Source organism: Pantoea sp. X-Soil-MYKO-1289 (assembly GCF_059730625.1).
In genome coordinates this window covers 1,336,499-1,351,774 of sequence record NZ_AP036004.1, presented here as the reverse complement: position 1 = coordinate 1,351,774, position 15,276 = coordinate 1,336,499, and the positions used below count along the sequence as shown (strand labels likewise).

The 15,276-nt window shown below is 60.4% G+C and carries 13 protein-coding genes; 6 read left to right on the top strand and 7 right to left on the bottom strand.

Features of this window, described 5'->3' with window-relative positions; translation table 11 throughout:
• Positions 1 to 127 precede the first annotated feature (127 nt).
• Both pbpG and AC6I7Z_RS06495 read right to left on the bottom strand, forming a co-directional pair.
• Complete coding sequence (gene pbpG / locus AC6I7Z_RS06500) at positions 128 to 1,075, bottom strand: D-alanyl-D-alanine endopeptidase (RefSeq protein ID WP_497813570.1); 948 nt, start codon at positions 1,073 to 1,075, stop codon at positions 128 to 130.
• A gap of 222 nt (positions 1,076 to 1,297) precedes the next feature.
• The gene (locus AC6I7Z_RS06495; protein WP_497813569.1) at positions 1,298 to 1,885 is read right to left on the bottom strand and encodes a Yip1 family protein; all 588 of its coding nucleotides are present in this window, start codon (positions 1,883 to 1,885) and stop codon (positions 1,298 to 1,300) included.
• Between the two features lie 209 nt (positions 1,886 to 2,094).
• On the opposite strand from AC6I7Z_RS06495, the gene AC6I7Z_RS06490 reads away from it, so the two are divergent.
• Positions 2,095 to 2,670 carry a DedA family protein gene (locus AC6I7Z_RS06490; protein WP_497813568.1) on the top strand — a complete coding sequence of 192 codons (576 nt, stop codon included), beginning with the start codon at positions 2,095 to 2,097 and terminating at the stop codon, positions 2,668 to 2,670.
• Here AC6I7Z_RS06490 and AC6I7Z_RS06485 read toward each other — a convergent pair.
• Positions 2,667 to 3,449, bottom strand: a complete 783-nt coding sequence (locus AC6I7Z_RS06485; RefSeq protein WP_497813567.1) for an SDR family oxidoreductase — start codon at positions 3,447 to 3,449, stop codon at positions 2,667 to 2,669. The two genes, AC6I7Z_RS06490 and AC6I7Z_RS06485, sit on opposite strands and share 4 nt — an antisense overlap.
• A 118-nt stretch (positions 3,450 to 3,567) precedes the next feature.
• Here AC6I7Z_RS06485 and AC6I7Z_RS06480 point away from each other — a divergent pair, with 118 nt between their 5' ends.
• From AC6I7Z_RS06480 to AC6I7Z_RS06465, 4 genes are all read left to right on the top strand, one after another.
• A complete protein-coding gene (locus AC6I7Z_RS06480; RefSeq protein ID WP_497813566.1) occupies positions 3,568 to 5,382 on the top strand; it encodes a glycoside hydrolase family 15 protein in 1,815 nt (604 codons plus the stop codon).
• Between the two features lie 185 nt (positions 5,383 to 5,567).
• Complete coding sequence (locus tag AC6I7Z_RS06475) at positions 5,568 to 6,656, top strand: L,D-transpeptidase family protein (RefSeq protein ID WP_312063644.1); 1,089 nt, start codon at positions 5,568 to 5,570, stop codon at positions 6,654 to 6,656.
• Positions 6,657 to 6,722: 66 nt separating this feature from the next.
• A complete protein-coding gene (locus AC6I7Z_RS06470; RefSeq protein WP_497813565.1) occupies positions 6,723 to 7,217 on the top strand; it encodes a glutathione peroxidase in 495 nt (164 codons plus the stop codon).
• A gap of 332 nt (positions 7,218 to 7,549) precedes the next feature.
• Positions 7,550 to 8,557, top strand: coding sequence for a hypothetical protein (locus AC6I7Z_RS06465; RefSeq protein ID WP_497813564.1), 1,008 nt, complete (start codon positions 7,550 to 7,552; stop codon positions 8,555 to 8,557).
• A 216-nt stretch (positions 8,558 to 8,773) separates the two neighbouring features.
• Here the strand turns inward: AC6I7Z_RS06465 and AC6I7Z_RS06460 are convergent, their stop codons facing one another.
• The gene (locus tag AC6I7Z_RS06460) at positions 8,774 to 9,799 is read right to left on the bottom strand and encodes a transporter (protein ID WP_497815408.1); all 1,026 of its coding nucleotides are present in this window, start codon (positions 9,797 to 9,799) and stop codon (positions 8,774 to 8,776) included.
• 165 nt (positions 9,800 to 9,964) lie between these two features.
• On the opposite strand from AC6I7Z_RS06460, the gene AC6I7Z_RS06455 reads away from it, so the two are divergent.
• The gene (locus AC6I7Z_RS06455; RefSeq protein ID WP_497813563.1) at positions 9,965 to 11,563 is read left to right on the top strand and encodes an inorganic phosphate transporter; all 1,599 of its coding nucleotides are present in this window, start codon (positions 9,965 to 9,967) and stop codon (positions 11,561 to 11,563) included.
• Between the two features lie 16 nt (positions 11,564 to 11,579).
• Here AC6I7Z_RS06455 and AC6I7Z_RS06450 read toward each other — a convergent pair whose 3' ends face one another.
• The 3 genes from AC6I7Z_RS06450 to rhlE all read right to left on the bottom strand — a co-directional run bounded on the left by AC6I7Z_RS06450 (position 11,580) and on the right by rhlE (position 15,138).
• The gene (locus tag AC6I7Z_RS06450; RefSeq protein ID WP_497813562.1) at positions 11,580 to 12,767 is read right to left on the bottom strand and encodes an MFS transporter; all 1,188 of its coding nucleotides are present in this window, start codon (positions 12,765 to 12,767) and stop codon (positions 11,580 to 11,582) included.
• Between the two features lie 72 nt (positions 12,768 to 12,839).
• Positions 12,840 to 13,790 carry a tRNA dihydrouridine(16) synthase DusC gene (dusC, locus tag AC6I7Z_RS06445; protein WP_497813561.1) on the bottom strand — a complete coding sequence of 317 codons (951 nt, stop codon included), beginning with the start codon at positions 13,788 to 13,790 and terminating at the stop codon, positions 12,840 to 12,842.
• A gap of 4 nt (positions 13,791 to 13,794) precedes the next feature.
• Positions 13,795 to 15,138, bottom strand: a complete 1,344-nt coding sequence (rhlE, locus tag AC6I7Z_RS06440; protein WP_497813560.1) for an ATP-dependent RNA helicase RhlE — start codon at positions 15,136 to 15,138, stop codon at positions 13,795 to 13,797.
• Between the last annotated feature and the right edge of the window lie 138 nt (positions 15,139 to 15,276).

Here is a 15,276-nt window from a genome sequence, read left to right as displayed (position 1 = left end):
AAATTCAGGCGATCGATCATCGCGTTGGCGCGTAGTTTAGGGCCAGGCGCACCAGGATACTATAGGAATGCTGGCCGTTGTCGTCGAGCAGGTTGCGGCGTCCGCGTGGGCGGACGCCGGTAAAGGGTTATTCCACTACCGCCGCGCCGTGGACGTTATTCACCACCAGCCCCGCCTTCTGCTTTTTATAGGCGAGCGCCGCCGCCGGCACCGGCGCAGCCTTGCCGGTTTCCAGCCAGTCGCGCAGACGGTTGGCGTCGGCGAAGTGGGTATATTTGCCGAAGGCGTCCAGCACCACCAGCGCTACAGGCCGGTTATTGATCGTGGTGCGCATCGCCAGGCAGTGACCCGCTTCGTCGGTATAGCCGGTTTTGGTGAGCTGAATGCGCCAGTCGCTTTTATAGACCAGATGGTTGGTGTTGCGGAACGGCAGCGCATAGCTGGGATGGGTGAACACCGCGGTCTGCTCTTTCGTGGTGCTCAACTCGCCCAGCAGCGGATAGTCGCGCGTGGCGCGCAGCAGCTTAACCAGATCTTCCGCGCTGGAGACGTTTTGCGTCGACAGGCCGGTCGGCTCGACGTAGCGCGTATGGGTCATGCCCAGCGCGCGCGCTTTGGCGTTCATGGCGCGGATAAAGGCGTCGTAGCCGCCGGGATAGTGATGCGCCAGGCTGGCCGCCGCGCGGTTTTCCGACGACATCAGCGCCAGCAGCATCATATTGCGGCGGCTGATTTCGCTGTTGAGCTTGACGCGGGAAAAGACGCCGCGCATTTCTGGCGTGTGGCTGATATCCACCGAAATTCGCTCATCGAGCGGCTGCTTCGCATCCAGCGCCACCATCACCGTCATCAGCTTGGTGATAGAGGCGATAGGCCGTACGCGGTTGGGATGGCTGGAGAACAGCACTTTCCCGGTGTTGAGATCGACGATCATCGCGCTGCCCGAGGCAATTTGCGGCTCGGCGACCGGCGCGAGCTGAGAAAGTGACGTAGCCGCCTGCGCGGGCGCGATAGCCGCCTGGCCGCCGAACAGCAGCGCCAGCGAAAGCAGTGAATAGCGAATGGTTACAGGCATCTTATAAAAAGACCGATTAAGATAGTACGCCGTGTTTTACACAGGCCGCCCGCCGCAGAGCCGACCACGCGGAGGCTGGCAGCAGCATAATACGCGGAAGCGTAAGAAATTTCCTGGCGAGAATGTTTCCGGGCGTTAAAAAAAACGTCCTGGACATCTCTGTCGCAGGACGCTTTACGCGGCGGCGCGCTTTATCCGCCGCTGGCGCGGTTGGCCGGAGGGTTAAAACAGCCGCGGCCCGTAGCCCCACAGCACCACGGTCAGCGCCAGCAGCACTTCAAATACCAGCACGCCGATCGCCAGCGTCGAGCCGGAAAAGCGCAGGCTTTCGTCACGGTCGATATTCAGAAACAGCGGAATGCCGATATAGAGCAGATAGCCGGTGTAGACCAGCGCCAGCGCGCCCGCCAGCACGCAGAGCCAGACCAGCGGATAGAGCGCCACAATACCGCTGAGAAACAGCGGCGTGGCGACATAGCCGGCGAACACCGTACAGCGCTGCACGCTGGGCCGCTGCGGATAGTCGCGCGCCATCCAGTGAATAACGCGGCCCATCACCGCTACGCCGCCTAATATCACCAGGTAAAAGAGCACGCCGAGCGCGATGCCGGTGAGCAGGTTGAGCTGAACGAACTGCCCTTCGCCCAGGTTCCAGCCCAGCTGCGTGGTGCCGATAAAGGCGCAGATCACCGGGATCGCCGCCATCAGCAGAACGTGGTGGGTGTAATGGTGCGAAACGCTTTCATTCTCTTGCTTGATATCGCGCATTTCCCGATCGGGATGCGCCATAAGACCCCAGACATGATTCATATCATCACCTCGCAGATGCGAAAGGCCGCCCAGAACCCGCGTCGCCGATCCCTCAGGCAGCATTATTTGAAGTATAAACGGCATTGCTGCTTTTGTAGCCAGCGCGAGGGGATCAGGCGAAAAATTGTGATCGAACGAGCCGGCTGCCTGAAGGATTGGCCGAAGCGGTATAGAATGTATGAATCGCTGACCGAACAGGGAGTTTACTTTTGCATTTCGATATCAACGGATTAATTACGCAATATGGCTATCTGGCGCTGCTGATCGGCTGTATCGCCGAAGGGGAAACCTTCACGCTGCTGGGCGGCGTGGCGGCGCACGAGGGGCTGCTCAACTTTGTCGGCGTGGTGCTGGCGGCGATGGTTGGCGGCATTATCGGCGATGAGCTGCTTTACTGGATCGGCCGTCGCTACGGCACAAAAATTCTGCGCAAGCTGAAAAAACATCAGGACAAGGTGCGTAAGGCCAACCGGCTCATCCAGCGCCATCCCAGTCTGTTCGTGATCGGCGTGCGCTTTATGTACGGCTTCCGCATTATCGGCCCGATTATCATCGGCGCCAGCCACCTGAAGCCGCTGAAATTTTTGCTGCTCAATATTATCGGCGCGGCGATTTGGGCGACGATCTTTGTCGCCCTGGGTTACTTTGCCGGCGGCATTATCGCCCCGTGGCTGCACAAACTTGACCAGCACCTGAAGCATATTCTGTGGCTGGTCGCGGCGGTGGTCTTCGCCTTCGCCCTGCGCTGGGTGATCCGTCGCTGGAACACCCGCCGCGCCGGTTAGATATCTTTCCCGCCGTAAAATTGCGGATTGGCCAGCATAAAGCCGCCGTCGACGATAAAGGATTGTCCGGTGGTGTAGCTGGCCCACTCTGAACAGAGCCAGGCCACCAGGCTGGCGATTTCACGCACGTCGCCCGGCCGTCCAATCGGGATCTCCGGCGTCTTGATCTTCTGCGCGTCGCCGTCGCCCATATTGTTCATCGGCGTGGCGATGGCGCCTGGCGCCACCGAGTTCACCAGAATGTTGTGTTTGATCAGGCTGATGGCCATCGATTTGGTCAGGCCGCCCATGGCGTGCTTCGCCGCCGTGTAGGCGACAGCGTCGGGCAGCGGCGTATGCTCATGCACCGAGGTGATGTTGATAATGCGCCCGCCGTCGCCCTGCTCCACCATTTTGCGCGCGGCGATCTGCCCGCAGATAAAGGCGCCGTCGACATCGACGCTGAAGACCTTGCGCCACTCCTCAAACGGCGTGTCGAGAAACTCCGATTTGGCGTTTGCCCCAGCGTTATTGACCAGCGCGTCGATGCGGCCCAGCTTGTCGATCAGCGCCGAAAGCGAACGGCCGCCCTCTTGCGGATCGGCGAGGTCGAGGTGGATCAGTTCCGCACGGCGGCCTTTGTCGCGCACCAGGCGCGCCGTCTCCTGCGCGCCCGCTTCATCGGAACGCCAGGTGATGCCGAGATCGTAGCCTTGCTCCGCCAGCATCAGCGCGCTGGCGCGGCCAATGCCGGAGTCAGATGCGGTAACGACGGCGACTTTGTTCTGTGGTGTGGTCATGATTGCCTCCTCAGGATATCGGGTAAGCTGAAGTATAGAAGCAATCCGGTGATGTCCAGCCGCAGCCGCTGTTGCCGCTTTGTCTATAGTTAACAGATTGCCCGCTATGGAGATGAGGATGAGCACGATAAAACGCCCGATCGAAGATCACGGCATCATTGGCGATCTGCGCACCTGCGCGCTGGTGGCCAACGACGGCACCATTGACTATCTCTGCTGGCCGGCGCTCGACAGCCCGTCGGTGTTCGCCGCGCTGCTCGACAGCGACGACGCCGGGCTTTTTTCGCTGGCGCCGGAGTGGGAAAACGTGCGTCGCCAGCAGCTCTACCTGCCGGACACCAATATTCTGCAAACGCGCTGGCTCGGCGCGGAAGGCGTGGCGGAGATCACCGACTACATGCCGATCTGCGACGATGCGAAAAAGCAGCCGCGCCTGGTGCGCCGCATTAAAATGGTGCGCGGCAGCGCCTGGTTTAACATGCGCTGCGCGCCGCGTCACGACTACGCCCGCGCCGAAACCCGCGCGCAGGCCGCAGGCGACTGCATCGACTTTTACGCCGAGAACCAGCCGACGCTGCGGCTCGCCGCCACCGTGCCGCTGACCTGCGAGGCGGACGCCGCGACGGCGCGTTTTGAACTTCACTCGGGCGAGCATGTCGAGTTCGAGTTCGGCAACCAGGAGGACGCGCGCATCGGCGACGTCGCCACGGAAATCTGCTTCGAAGAGACCCTCAACTACTGGCGACGCTGGAGCAAAAAGAGCAACTATAGCGGACGCTGGCAGGAGATGGTGCAGCGCTCGGCGCTGGCGCTGAAGCTGCTGACCTCCAGCCAGCACGGCTCTATCGCCGCCGCCGCCACCTTCGGCCTGCCGGAAGAGCTGGGCGGCGAGCGCAACTGGGACTATCGCGCCTCCTGGATCCGCGACGCCTCGTTCAGCATGTATGCGCTGATGCGCCTCGGCTACGTCGACGAAGCGAAAAACTTCACCCGCTGGGTCGGCCGCTGCGTCGAGAACAGCCACCATGACGAGATGCGCCTGCAGGTGATGTATCGCCTCGACAGCGGCGTTGAGCTGCATGAGATCGAGCTGCTTAACCTCTCCGGCTACGCCGACTCGCGGCCGGTGCGCATCGGCAACGACGCCTGGCAGCAGACGCAGCTCGATATTTACGGCGAACTGATGGATGCGGTCTATCTGGCGAACAAGTATGGCGAGGCGATCTCAGAGCGCGGCTGGCAGCACGTGTCGCAGATGATCGATATGGTGTGCGAAAGCTGGAACCAGCCCGACGCCGGGATCTGGGAGATGCGCGGCGAGCCCGAGCACTTTCTTCATTCGCGCCTGATGTGCTGGGTGGCGCTTGACCGCGCGCTGCGCCTCGGCATGAAGCGATCGCTGCCGATGCCCTACGCTCGCTGGGACAGCGCGCGCAGCGAGATCCGCGCCGATATCTGGCAAAACTTCTGGAACGCCGAGCGCGGCCATTTCGTCTCGACGCGTCACGGCAAGCATCTCGACGCCTCGATGCTGCTGATGCCGCTGGTACGCTTCGTCGGCGCGACCGATCCCGAGTGGCTGTCGACGCTCGACGCCATCAAGCGCGAGCTGGTGAGCGACGGCATGGTGCGCCGCTACAATATCGACGAGACGCCTGCCGACGGCCTGACCGGTTCGGAAGGCTCCTTCGGCGCCTGTTCTTTCTGGTACGTGGAGTGTCTGGCGCGCGCCGGCCGCATCCACGAGGCGCACTTCGAGTTTGAGAAGCTGCTGAGCTACGCCAATCCGCTAGGCTTGTATGCCGAGGAGTTCGACAATCACGGCCGCGCGCTGGGCAATATGCCGCAGGCGCTGACCCATCTGGCCCTGATCAGCGCCGCCTTTTTTCTCAACCGCAAGCTGAGCGGCGAAGTGACCCTGTGGCAGCCCTAATCGGCTTCGTTATCGCGGCAAGGAGGCCCAATAACACAGTTGGATACCTAAAGTCTGCGATGGCTGCTAAAATCCTGATTCACAACATCGAAACAATGCCCATATAATGTGCAGCCGGCCACGCTGACCGGTACGGGTTCGATAAACTGACAAGCCTGCTAACAGGCCATAACGACTTGTAAAATATGAAAATGATTCGCGCGTTCGCTTCAATGGCTCTGGCGCTGGCTGCATTCAGTCAGTCCGCCTTCGCTGTGGTTTACCCCTTACCAGCCGCCAACAGCCGTCTGGTTGGGCAAAATATTGAGATTACCGTCCCTCAGGACAACAAACTGCCGCTGGAAGCTTTTGCAGCGCAGTACCAGATGGGGCTCAGCAATATGCTGGAAGCCAACCCGGGCATGGACGTCTACCTGCCGCAGGCGGGCAAAAAAATGATCATTCCGCAGCAGCTGATCCTGCCTGACGCCCCGCGCGAAGGCATCGTGATCAACAGCGCGGAAATGCGCCTCTACTACTATCCGAAAGGCACCAAAACCGTTGTGGTGCTGCCGATCGGTATTGGCGAGTTAGGCAAAGATACGCCGATCAACTGGACCACCACCGTACAGCGCAAGAAAGCGGGCCCGACCTGGACGCCGACCAAAGCGATGCACGCAGAGTACGCCTCGCGCGGCGAGAACCTGCCGGAAGTCTTCCCGGCCGGTCCAGACAACCCGATGGGCCTTTACGCGCTCTATATCGGTCGTCTGTACGCCATCCATGGCACCAACGCCAACTTCGGTATCGGCCTGCGCGTCAGCCACGGCTGCGTGCGTCTGCGCGCCGACGATATCAAATGGCTGTTTGAGAACGTGCCGGTTGGCACGCGCGTACAGTTTATCGACCAGCCGGTTAAAGCGACGGTTGAGCCGGACGGTTCGCGCTACGTAGAGGTGCATAACCCGCTCTCTACTACCGAAGAGCAGTTCAACTCGCGCGAAGTGGTGCCGATCACCCTGACCTCTGCGGTGACCAAAGTGATCACCGACGCCAGCGTCAGCCAGGATCAGGTCAACGCGGCGATTCAGAACCGCACCGGCATGCCGACCAAAGTGAACGGCGTTGCCGACAGCGTGCAGACTGCGCCGACGGAAGTGCCGGAAGCGCCGGGCGCGCAGCCGAAAGAAGAGCCGATGACGCCGGTTACGCCGCAGGGCGCGAACGTTGTCGACCCGAATGCCGCACCGCAGGCGCAGCCTGTTGCTCCGGCTCCGGTTAATAATCCTTCGTAAGGGTTGTTGGTTAACCGCTGTTTAAAAGCCCGCTTCTGCGGGCTTTTTTATTCTGAGGATCTCGACATGACCAGGTTTCATCAACTTGCCGCCACCAGCCTGCGTGGCGAACTTATTCCTATGGCCGACTACGCCGGCAAGCTGGTGCTCGTGGTCAACACCGCCAGCCACTGCGGATTTACGCCGCAATACGCCGGCCTAGAGTCGCTCTACAAGAAGTACGCCGCGCAGGGTCTGGTGGTGCTGGGTTTTCCCTGCAACCAGTTCGGAAAGCAGGAACCAGGCGGCGCGGAGGAAATCGCGCAGACCTGTCATATCAACTATGGCGTGAGCTTTCCGATGTTCGAGAAAGTGGCGGTCAACGGCGCCTTAACGCACCCGATTTTTCGTTATCTGAAAAGCGAACTGCCCGGCGTGCTGGGCGGGCGGATTAAATGGAATTTTACTAAGTTCCTGGTTGGACGTGACGGCAAGCCGCTTAAGCGCTTTGCGCCGATCACTACGCCGGAGAAAATGGAAGCGGTTATTCGGGTGGTGCTTGAGAGCCAGACGGCTGGGTAGTTTGAATCACTGATTCCTGGCACGTTTCCGACAGGCAAAGGGCAGATGTGCGGGAAAAAAACTTTGCACCTGGCCTGCTTCTTGTCCGCGTAAACCGGCTTTGTGGCAAAAGCGGCGCTCTCTTAGCTCCATAGCGCCCACAACTCTACAGCGGTACAGAATGCAATATTTTTTATCCTGCAGACAATTGCCTTCCAGAGTTCTCAGCCTCTGGCTCGGTGAGAACCTGTCTGCTGCCAGGGAGTCACAGGCAAACGCACGTTGACTTTTGATTAGCGCATATTTATAGAAGTATGCAAGTCACGGTAACTTTTCTCAGGAGATACAGGCTTATGCCATTGCAGGATGACCTTAAACAGGAAGTTATAGAGTCTGTAAAGAAATCACTGACCTTTAATATTTTCTATCAGAGAATAAGGCCAGATATATCACCGTTTATTGCTGCCACTTCAAAAGTGCCTTTAAAAAGCCTTGATGAATGGGAGCGCCTCATTCAACAGACGATTTCCTTGTCTCTTCAGCGGCTTAATTCGTTACGTACAAGGGGCGAAGACCGTTTGGTTGGCTCTCTCAGATGGCTTGATATATGTAACGCTAATGGTTTCAGAAGGGAGAAAGCTTTAAGGATATTAGCAGGTGGCGCACCTAATAGTTTTTTATTCGCTTTGATCGTCAGAAAACTAAATGACTGGGTTCCTCAGGTAAGAGAAGCAGCACGTGATGCCCTACTTTTGATAGCTAAGGATTCTGACCCGGAAATTATTGTTGATGTTTTGTTTATAACACTGCCCTACTGGGATTCATGGGGAAGAATGGGAGAAAAAGAAAAAGAGACGCTGATGGAAATTATTTTAATGGACAAAGTAACCCGCTGTCTAAAAAAACGACTTATATTATCTACTTCAGGACCTGCTGCTACTATATTTATGCAGACAGGCCGAACGTCAGCCTTAGACAATTTTGTGGCTGAGATTGCAGAATCATCGGTTCAACCCTCTTTGCGAGCAAGAGCATATCGCTGTCAGTTTGAAGGAAAATTTGTCTGGGCTGAGGGGACAGAATGGCAGTGGATCGACAAAGCATACGGCATAAGACGGCGCATTCCTGCTTTAAAAGAACGAACAATATCGATAACAACCCCTTTCCTTGAAAATCTGAGGGCGGCGGCAATCGATCGCTCTCCAATGGTTCGGCGTATAGCTGGCGAAATGCTTATTAAAGAGTTAGATAATATCGGTGATGAAGCTTTCAGCCTGGCAAAAATGCTGGCATCCGATATATCAGCCTCAGTAGCAGAAAGAGGAAAATATGCTCTGGCAGACTTACAAAAACGTAAGTGACGTCTTAATTGCAAAGGGTATATAAAGTCTGTCGATTTTACTGCCTGGGGCAGTCTCTTCTAATCTGCTCTAAATTGCATCACAACGTCCTGAGCCTATTCATTTTAAGAGCGGTGCTAACGTCCGCTCTTCGCTTATAGCGAACAACCAACGCTTCCTCTGCTTGTCCGCCATCACGGAAGCGCGCACAACCACACTGCCCCGATAGCCTTTCCTTCACCTCCGCGGCCTTCTCAGCGCCAGCCAGCCCGCCACAACAGTAAACGCCAGCACCACCAGCACCAGAATCAAAAAGCCGTGCGCATTGCCCGCCAGCGGGATGCCGCCGACGTTCATGCCGAAGAAGCCGGCGACGATATTGATCGGCAGCGCCAGCACGGTGATCACGGTTAACAGAAACAGCGTGCGGTTGCTCTGCTCCATCAGGCGCGCGGCGATCTCCTCCTGCAGCAGCCGGATGCGCTCCATCAGGCTGGCGAGGTCGTTAAGCACCACGCTGAACTCCTCGGTAAAGGCGCGCAGTTCGCGCAGCGTATCGCGGTTCAGCCAGGCGGGCGGACGATTCAGCAGGCGAAACAGCGCGGCCGGCTCCGGCGCCAGCAGGCGCTGAATACGCAGCAGCATACGGCGCAGCTCTCCCAGCTCGCTGCGGTTCGCCTTGATGGCCGGGCTGAGCAGCCGCTCCTCGATCGCGTCCACCGCCAGGCTGGTGCGCCGCACCACCTGTTCCAGCTGCCGCTCCTGCTCGCCCAGCAGGCTGAGCAGCATCTCCTCGGCGTTGCGAAAGGCGCACGACTGCAGGCGCTGGTGCATGCGTTCGATCATATCGACCTGACGATAGCGCGCGCTGACCAGCAGCTGGCGGCGGCACCAGATCCACAGCGTGGCGTTCTGCGCGCTGTGCTCTTGCTGGCTAAAGGTGACGTCGTTGAGGATCGCCATCAGCGCTTCGCCCTGCTCCGCCAGCCGGGTGCGCGACGAGGCGGAATGGATCTCTTCGAAGAAATCTTCATCAACCTGAAAATGGCTCTGAACCCAGTGCTGGGCACGGGCGTGATTGAGATTGATATGCAGCCAGAGAAACTCGCCGTCGCGGCGCGGCCGCTCTCCGGCCTGCACCGCTTCGCGCGCGTTCAGGCGGCGCGGCGGCGCGTCGGGCGACATCAGATAGCCGTGAATTAAACCGGCAACCTCGTCGTCGAAATCGGATTTATTGGGCGCAAGCAGTAGCTCAGAAACCATGGATGGCATAAATGTCAGAGCGGACCAGATCCACAGCCTGATGCAGAGTGATGACAGAATAATGACAGCCGCCGCGCAACATCATTGTTCTGTCATATAAAGCGCGTATCCCTGCCAGTAATGGGTGCGGACAGGGCGCGCCCGCCACTATCCACCGAGGTGTTTATGAGCGAAAACAGCTTATCGTCATCGGTTGCCGGGCGTCCCAATCTGACTGGCAAGCGCAACCGCTTTTCAAAACCGCTGTTTCTTATTCTGCTGGTCGCCGGGCTCTCTTTTGCCGGGTTCAACTTGTTCAGCGACGTGCAGGAGACCGACACGCCGGTCACCAGCTACGTCCCCTTCTTTTTGCTGGGCCTGGCGCTGGTGATCGCGCTGGGGTTTGAGTTCGTTAACGGCTTTCACGACACCGCCAACGCAGTGGCGACGGTAATCTACACCCACTCGCTGACGCCCGGCGTCGCGGTGGTCTGGTCAGGACTGTGCAACTTTCTCGGCGTGCTGCTCTCCAGCGGCGTGGTGGCGTTCGGCATTATCTCGCTGCTGCCGGTCGAGCTGATTTTGCAGGCGGGCAGCGGCGGCGGCTTCGCCATGGTCTATGCGCTGCTCTTCTCCGCCATTATCTGGAACCTGGGCACCTGGTATCTCGGCCTGCCCTCCTCCTCTTCCCATACGCTGATCGGTTCGATTATCGGCGTCGGCGTCGCCAATGCGCTGCTGCACGGCCGCAGCGGCATGAGCGGCGTGGACTGGGATCAGGCGATTAAGATCGGCTATTCGCTGATCCTCTCGCCGCTGGTGGGTTTTATCTGCGCCGCGCTGCTGCTGCTGGCGATGAAGGCCTTTATTCGCAACCGCGATCTCTATGAAGCGCCGCAAAGCAACGAGCCGCCGCCGGCCTGGATCCGCGGCCTGCTGATCCTGACCTGCACCGGCGTCTCCTTCGCCCACGGCTCCAACGACGGCCAGAAAGGCATGGGGCTGATTATGCTGATTCTGGTGGGCACCATGCCGATCGCCTATGCGCTGAACCGTTCGCTGCCGCCGGATCAGATCCCGCGCGTGGCGGCGCTGGCGCAGGTGACGGAAAACCAGCTGCTGCAGCTACAGCCCGCCAGCGCCCGTCCGCCGGTCGCGCGCGACGTGCTGACCGACTATGTGCGTACCAATGAGATGAACGCCAACGTGCTGCCCGCGCTGGCCCTGACGCTGGGCGATATCAGCGAGCAGATCCGCCGCTACGGCTCCATGGAGAATATCCCGGCGCAGGCGGTGTCGAATACCCGTAACCAGATGTACCTGACCTCGGAATCGATCAAACATATTCAGGCTAATAAAGTGGCGATGCCGGAAGAGACGCAGCGCAATCTGACAGCGATCAAGCAGGAGCTGGACAGCGCCACGCGCTTTATTCCGATGTGGGTGAAAGTGGTGGTGGCGATTGCGCTGGGCCTCGGCACCATGGTCGGCTGGCGTCGCATCGTAGTGACCGTGGGCGAACGCATCGGCAAAACCCACCTCAACTACGCGCAGGGCGCCAGCGCGGAGCTGGTGGCGATGGCGACCATCGGCGCGGCGGACAGCTTCGGCCTGCCCGTTTCTACCACCCATGTGCTCTCGTCCGGCGTGGCGGGCAGCATGGCGGCCAACCGCTCCGGCCTGCAGCTCGCCACGCTGCGCAATCTGGCGATGGCGTGGATCCTGACGCTGCCGGTGTCGATTTTGCTGGCCGCCGGGCTCTACGCCCTTTTCTCGCAGTTCTGATGGCTTCGGCGCGGCGTTACGCCGCGCCGCTATAGCGCTGCATCAGGCGCAGCGTAATGGCGAAGGCGCCCAGCACCATCATCGCCGCCGCCAGGTAGACCGACTGCATGCCCCAGTAGCCAATCAGCAATCCCGCCACCGGGCCGGTCAGGCCGAGTCCCAGGTCGAGAAACGCCGAGTAGACGCCGAGCGCCGAGCCCTGATCCTGCCGCTCAACCTGCTTCACCGCCTCCACGCCCAGCGCCGGGAAAATCAGCGAAAAGCCGCAGCCGGTCAGCAGCGCGCCGAGATCCACCAGCACACTGCTCTCCGCCTGCCAGATAATCAGCAGCCCGGCGCACTCCAGCAGCAGAGAGACGATAGCGACGCGCAGCCCGCCGAAGCGCGTAATGGCGCGGCTGAACAGCAGGCGAAACAGCACGAAGCCGAGGCTGAATAGCGACAGCGCGAAGGCGGCGCCGCTCCAGTCGCGGCTGGCGAAGTAGAGGGTAATAAAAGTTGAGATGACGCCGAAGCCGATGGTGCCGAAGCCGAGCGCCAGGCCAAACAGCCAGACGCGCGAAAAGACGCGATGAAATGGAATGCGCTGCCCCTGACTCACCTCGACCGCTGGTTTGCGGCTCGCCAGCAGATAACCTACGACGCCCATCAGCGCCACCAGGCCGGCAAAGCCGCTGATGCCCAGTCCCTGGTTCAGCATCACGCCGAGCGGCGCGCCGATCGCCATCGCCAGATAGGTGGCGACGCCGTTCCAGGAGATGACGCGCGCGGTCTGCAGCGGCCCGACGATGTTCATGCCCCACAGCGTGGAGCCGGTGCTGCTAAAGCTTTCGCCGACGCCGAGGAACAGGCGTCCAGCCGCCAGCAGCAGCAGGCTGACCAGCGGCCAGTCGCGGCACAGCGCGGCGATAATGGTCATCACGCCGCTCATGCCGCAGAGCAGCGTGCCGAGCATCACCACCCGCTTCGGCCCCAGACGATCCGCCAGCCGGCCCGACTGCGGACGGCTCAGCAGCGTGGCGAAATATTGCAGGCTGATAATCAGCCCCGCCACAAACGAGCTGAAGCCGAGCTGGTTATGCACGAAGCCCGGCAGCACCGCCAGCGGCAGCCCGACGGAGAGATAGCAGAAGAAGGTGAAGATCAGAACCGAGAGAATGCGTTTGTTGAGTTGACCGTTAGTCAGTACCGCGACATCAGACATAGCAGGCTGGCTTGTTGTGAAAAATGGCTTTCACTATACGCTTAGCCTGCTAACGGGTCGCCTGAATTTTTGTCACAGGGTCAGGGCTGCGGCCTGTCGGTCGATCGCCTCGGCGATAGCGGCGGAGTGTTTTAGCGCGCGGATGTCGGTGAACAGGCCGTCCGCCTGCGGATAGGCTTTGCGCAGGTAGCCGAGCCACTGCTTGATGCGCGCGACGTGGTAGAGGCCGGTGTCGCCCTGCTTCTCCAGCCGCGCATACTTTTGCAGCAGCGCCACCACGTCCGGCCAGGCCATCGGCGCCTCGTTGTACTTCACCACCCGGCTGAGGTTCGGCACGTTGAGCGCGCCGCGACCGATCATCACCGCATCGCAGCCGGTGGCGCTCATACACGCCTGCGCGCTCTGCCAGTCCCAAATCTCGCCGTTCGCCACCACCGGAATGCGCAGCCGCTGGCGGATCTCGCCTATTGCCTGCCAGTTGATCGCCTCGGCGCGGTAGCCATCCTCTTTGGTGCGGCCGTGCACCACCAGCTCGCTGGCGCCCGCCTGCTGCACCGCGTCGGCGATTTCAAAGCGCCGCTCGCCGGAATCCCAGCCGAGACGCACTTTCACCGTGACCGGCAGATGCGACGGCACCGCCTCGCGCATCGCCTTCGCGCCGCGATAGATCAGTTCGGGATCTTTCAGCAGCGTGGCGCCGCCGCCGCTGCCGTTCACCAGCTTCGAGGGGCAGCCGCAGTTAAGATCGACGCCCCAGGAACCCAGCTCGGCGGCGCGTGCCGCATTCTCCGCCAGCCATTCAGGATGCTGACCGAGCAGCTGCAAACGCACCCGCGTGCCCGAAGGCGTGCGGCTGTTGTTGCGCAGCTCGGGACAGAGCCGGTAAAACGATTTGACCGGCAGCAGCTGATCCACCACGCGCAGAAACTCGGTGACGCAGAGGTCATAATCGTTGACCTCGCTCAGCAGCTCGCGCACCAGCGAATCCAGCACGCCCTCCATCGGGGCAAGCAACACCCGCATGGCGTTACGCGGTTTTCTTCGCAGCCGGACGACGCGACGGACGCGCAGGCTTAGCGCCCTGCTCGGACTGGCTCTGACGGCGCGGCTGCGGCGCGCGTTTGTCGCCCTGCGGACGTGCAGATGACGGCGCGCCGCCCTGACCACGACCGCGGCCACGCGGCTGCTGTTGCTGACCGCGACCGTTCTGAATCGGCTCCGCCTTGATGCTCGGATCCGGCTCATAGCCCGGCACCGCCATACGCGGGATCTCACGCTTCAGCAGACGCTCGATATCGCGCAGCAGCTTGTGCTCATCCACGCAGACCAAAGAGAGCGCGGCGCCGGTTGCGGCAGCGCGACCGGTACGGCCGATACGGTGCACGTAATCTTCCGCCACGTTCGGCAGTTCATAGTTCACTACGTGCGGCAGCTCTTCGATATCGAGACCGCGCGCGGCGATGTCGGTCGCCACCAGCACGCGGATGGCGCCGGTTTTAAAGTCGGCCAGCGCGCGGGTACGAGCGCCCTGGCTTTTATTGCCGTGGATCGCCGCGGCGGTGATGCCGTCTTTATTCAGCTGTTCAGCCAGGTGGTTGGCGCCGTGCTTGGTGCGGGTAAACACCAGCACCTGCTGCCAGTTGCCTTCGCCGATCAGCTGTGAAAGCAGTTCCCGCTTGCGCTTCTTATCGACGAAGTGCACCAGTTGCGACACCTGCTCGGAGGCGGTGTTGCGGCGCGCGACTTCGACCTGCTCCGGGTTGTGCAGCAGTTTTTCCGCCAGCGTTTTAATGTCGTCGGAGAAGGTTGCTGAGAACAGCAGGTTCTGACGCTTCGCCGGCAGCTTGGCCAGCACGCGGCGGATGTCGTGGATAAAGCCCATGTCGAGCATGCGATCCGCTTCGTCCAGCACCAGCACTTCGATCTGCGACAGATCGACCGCGTTCTGGTGTTCCAGATCGAGTAGACGGCCCGGCGTGGCGACCAGAATATCGACGCCGCCGCGCAGTTTCATCATCTGCGGATTGATACTGACGCCGCCGAACACCACCAGCGAACGCAGCTCCAGATATTTGCTGTAGTCGCGCACGTTTTCGCCGATCTGGGCGGCCAGTTCACGCGTCGGGGTCAGGATCAGGGCGCGCACCGGACGGCGACCGCGGCCCGAAGCAGCCTGAGTAGAGAGTTTTTGCAGCAGCGGCAGCGTAAAGCCGGCGGTCTTGCCGGTACCGGTCTGCGCGCTGGCCAGCAGATCGCGTCCGGACAGCACCACAGGGATCGCCTGGCGCTGGATAGGCGTAGGTTCACGGTAGCCCTGTTCAGCGACCGCACGCAAAATATCGGCGCTCAGGCCGAGAGAGTCAAAAGACATTAAGTGTGTTACTCCGGTCCGCCCTGACCGCGATTCACGGTGTAGTTTTCAGGGGGGAAAGTGACGCCAGCCGAGGGCTAACGTGTGAAAAGGGCACAAACTACGATGCGTAAGGATGGCAGTGTAGCAGCTTTCCTC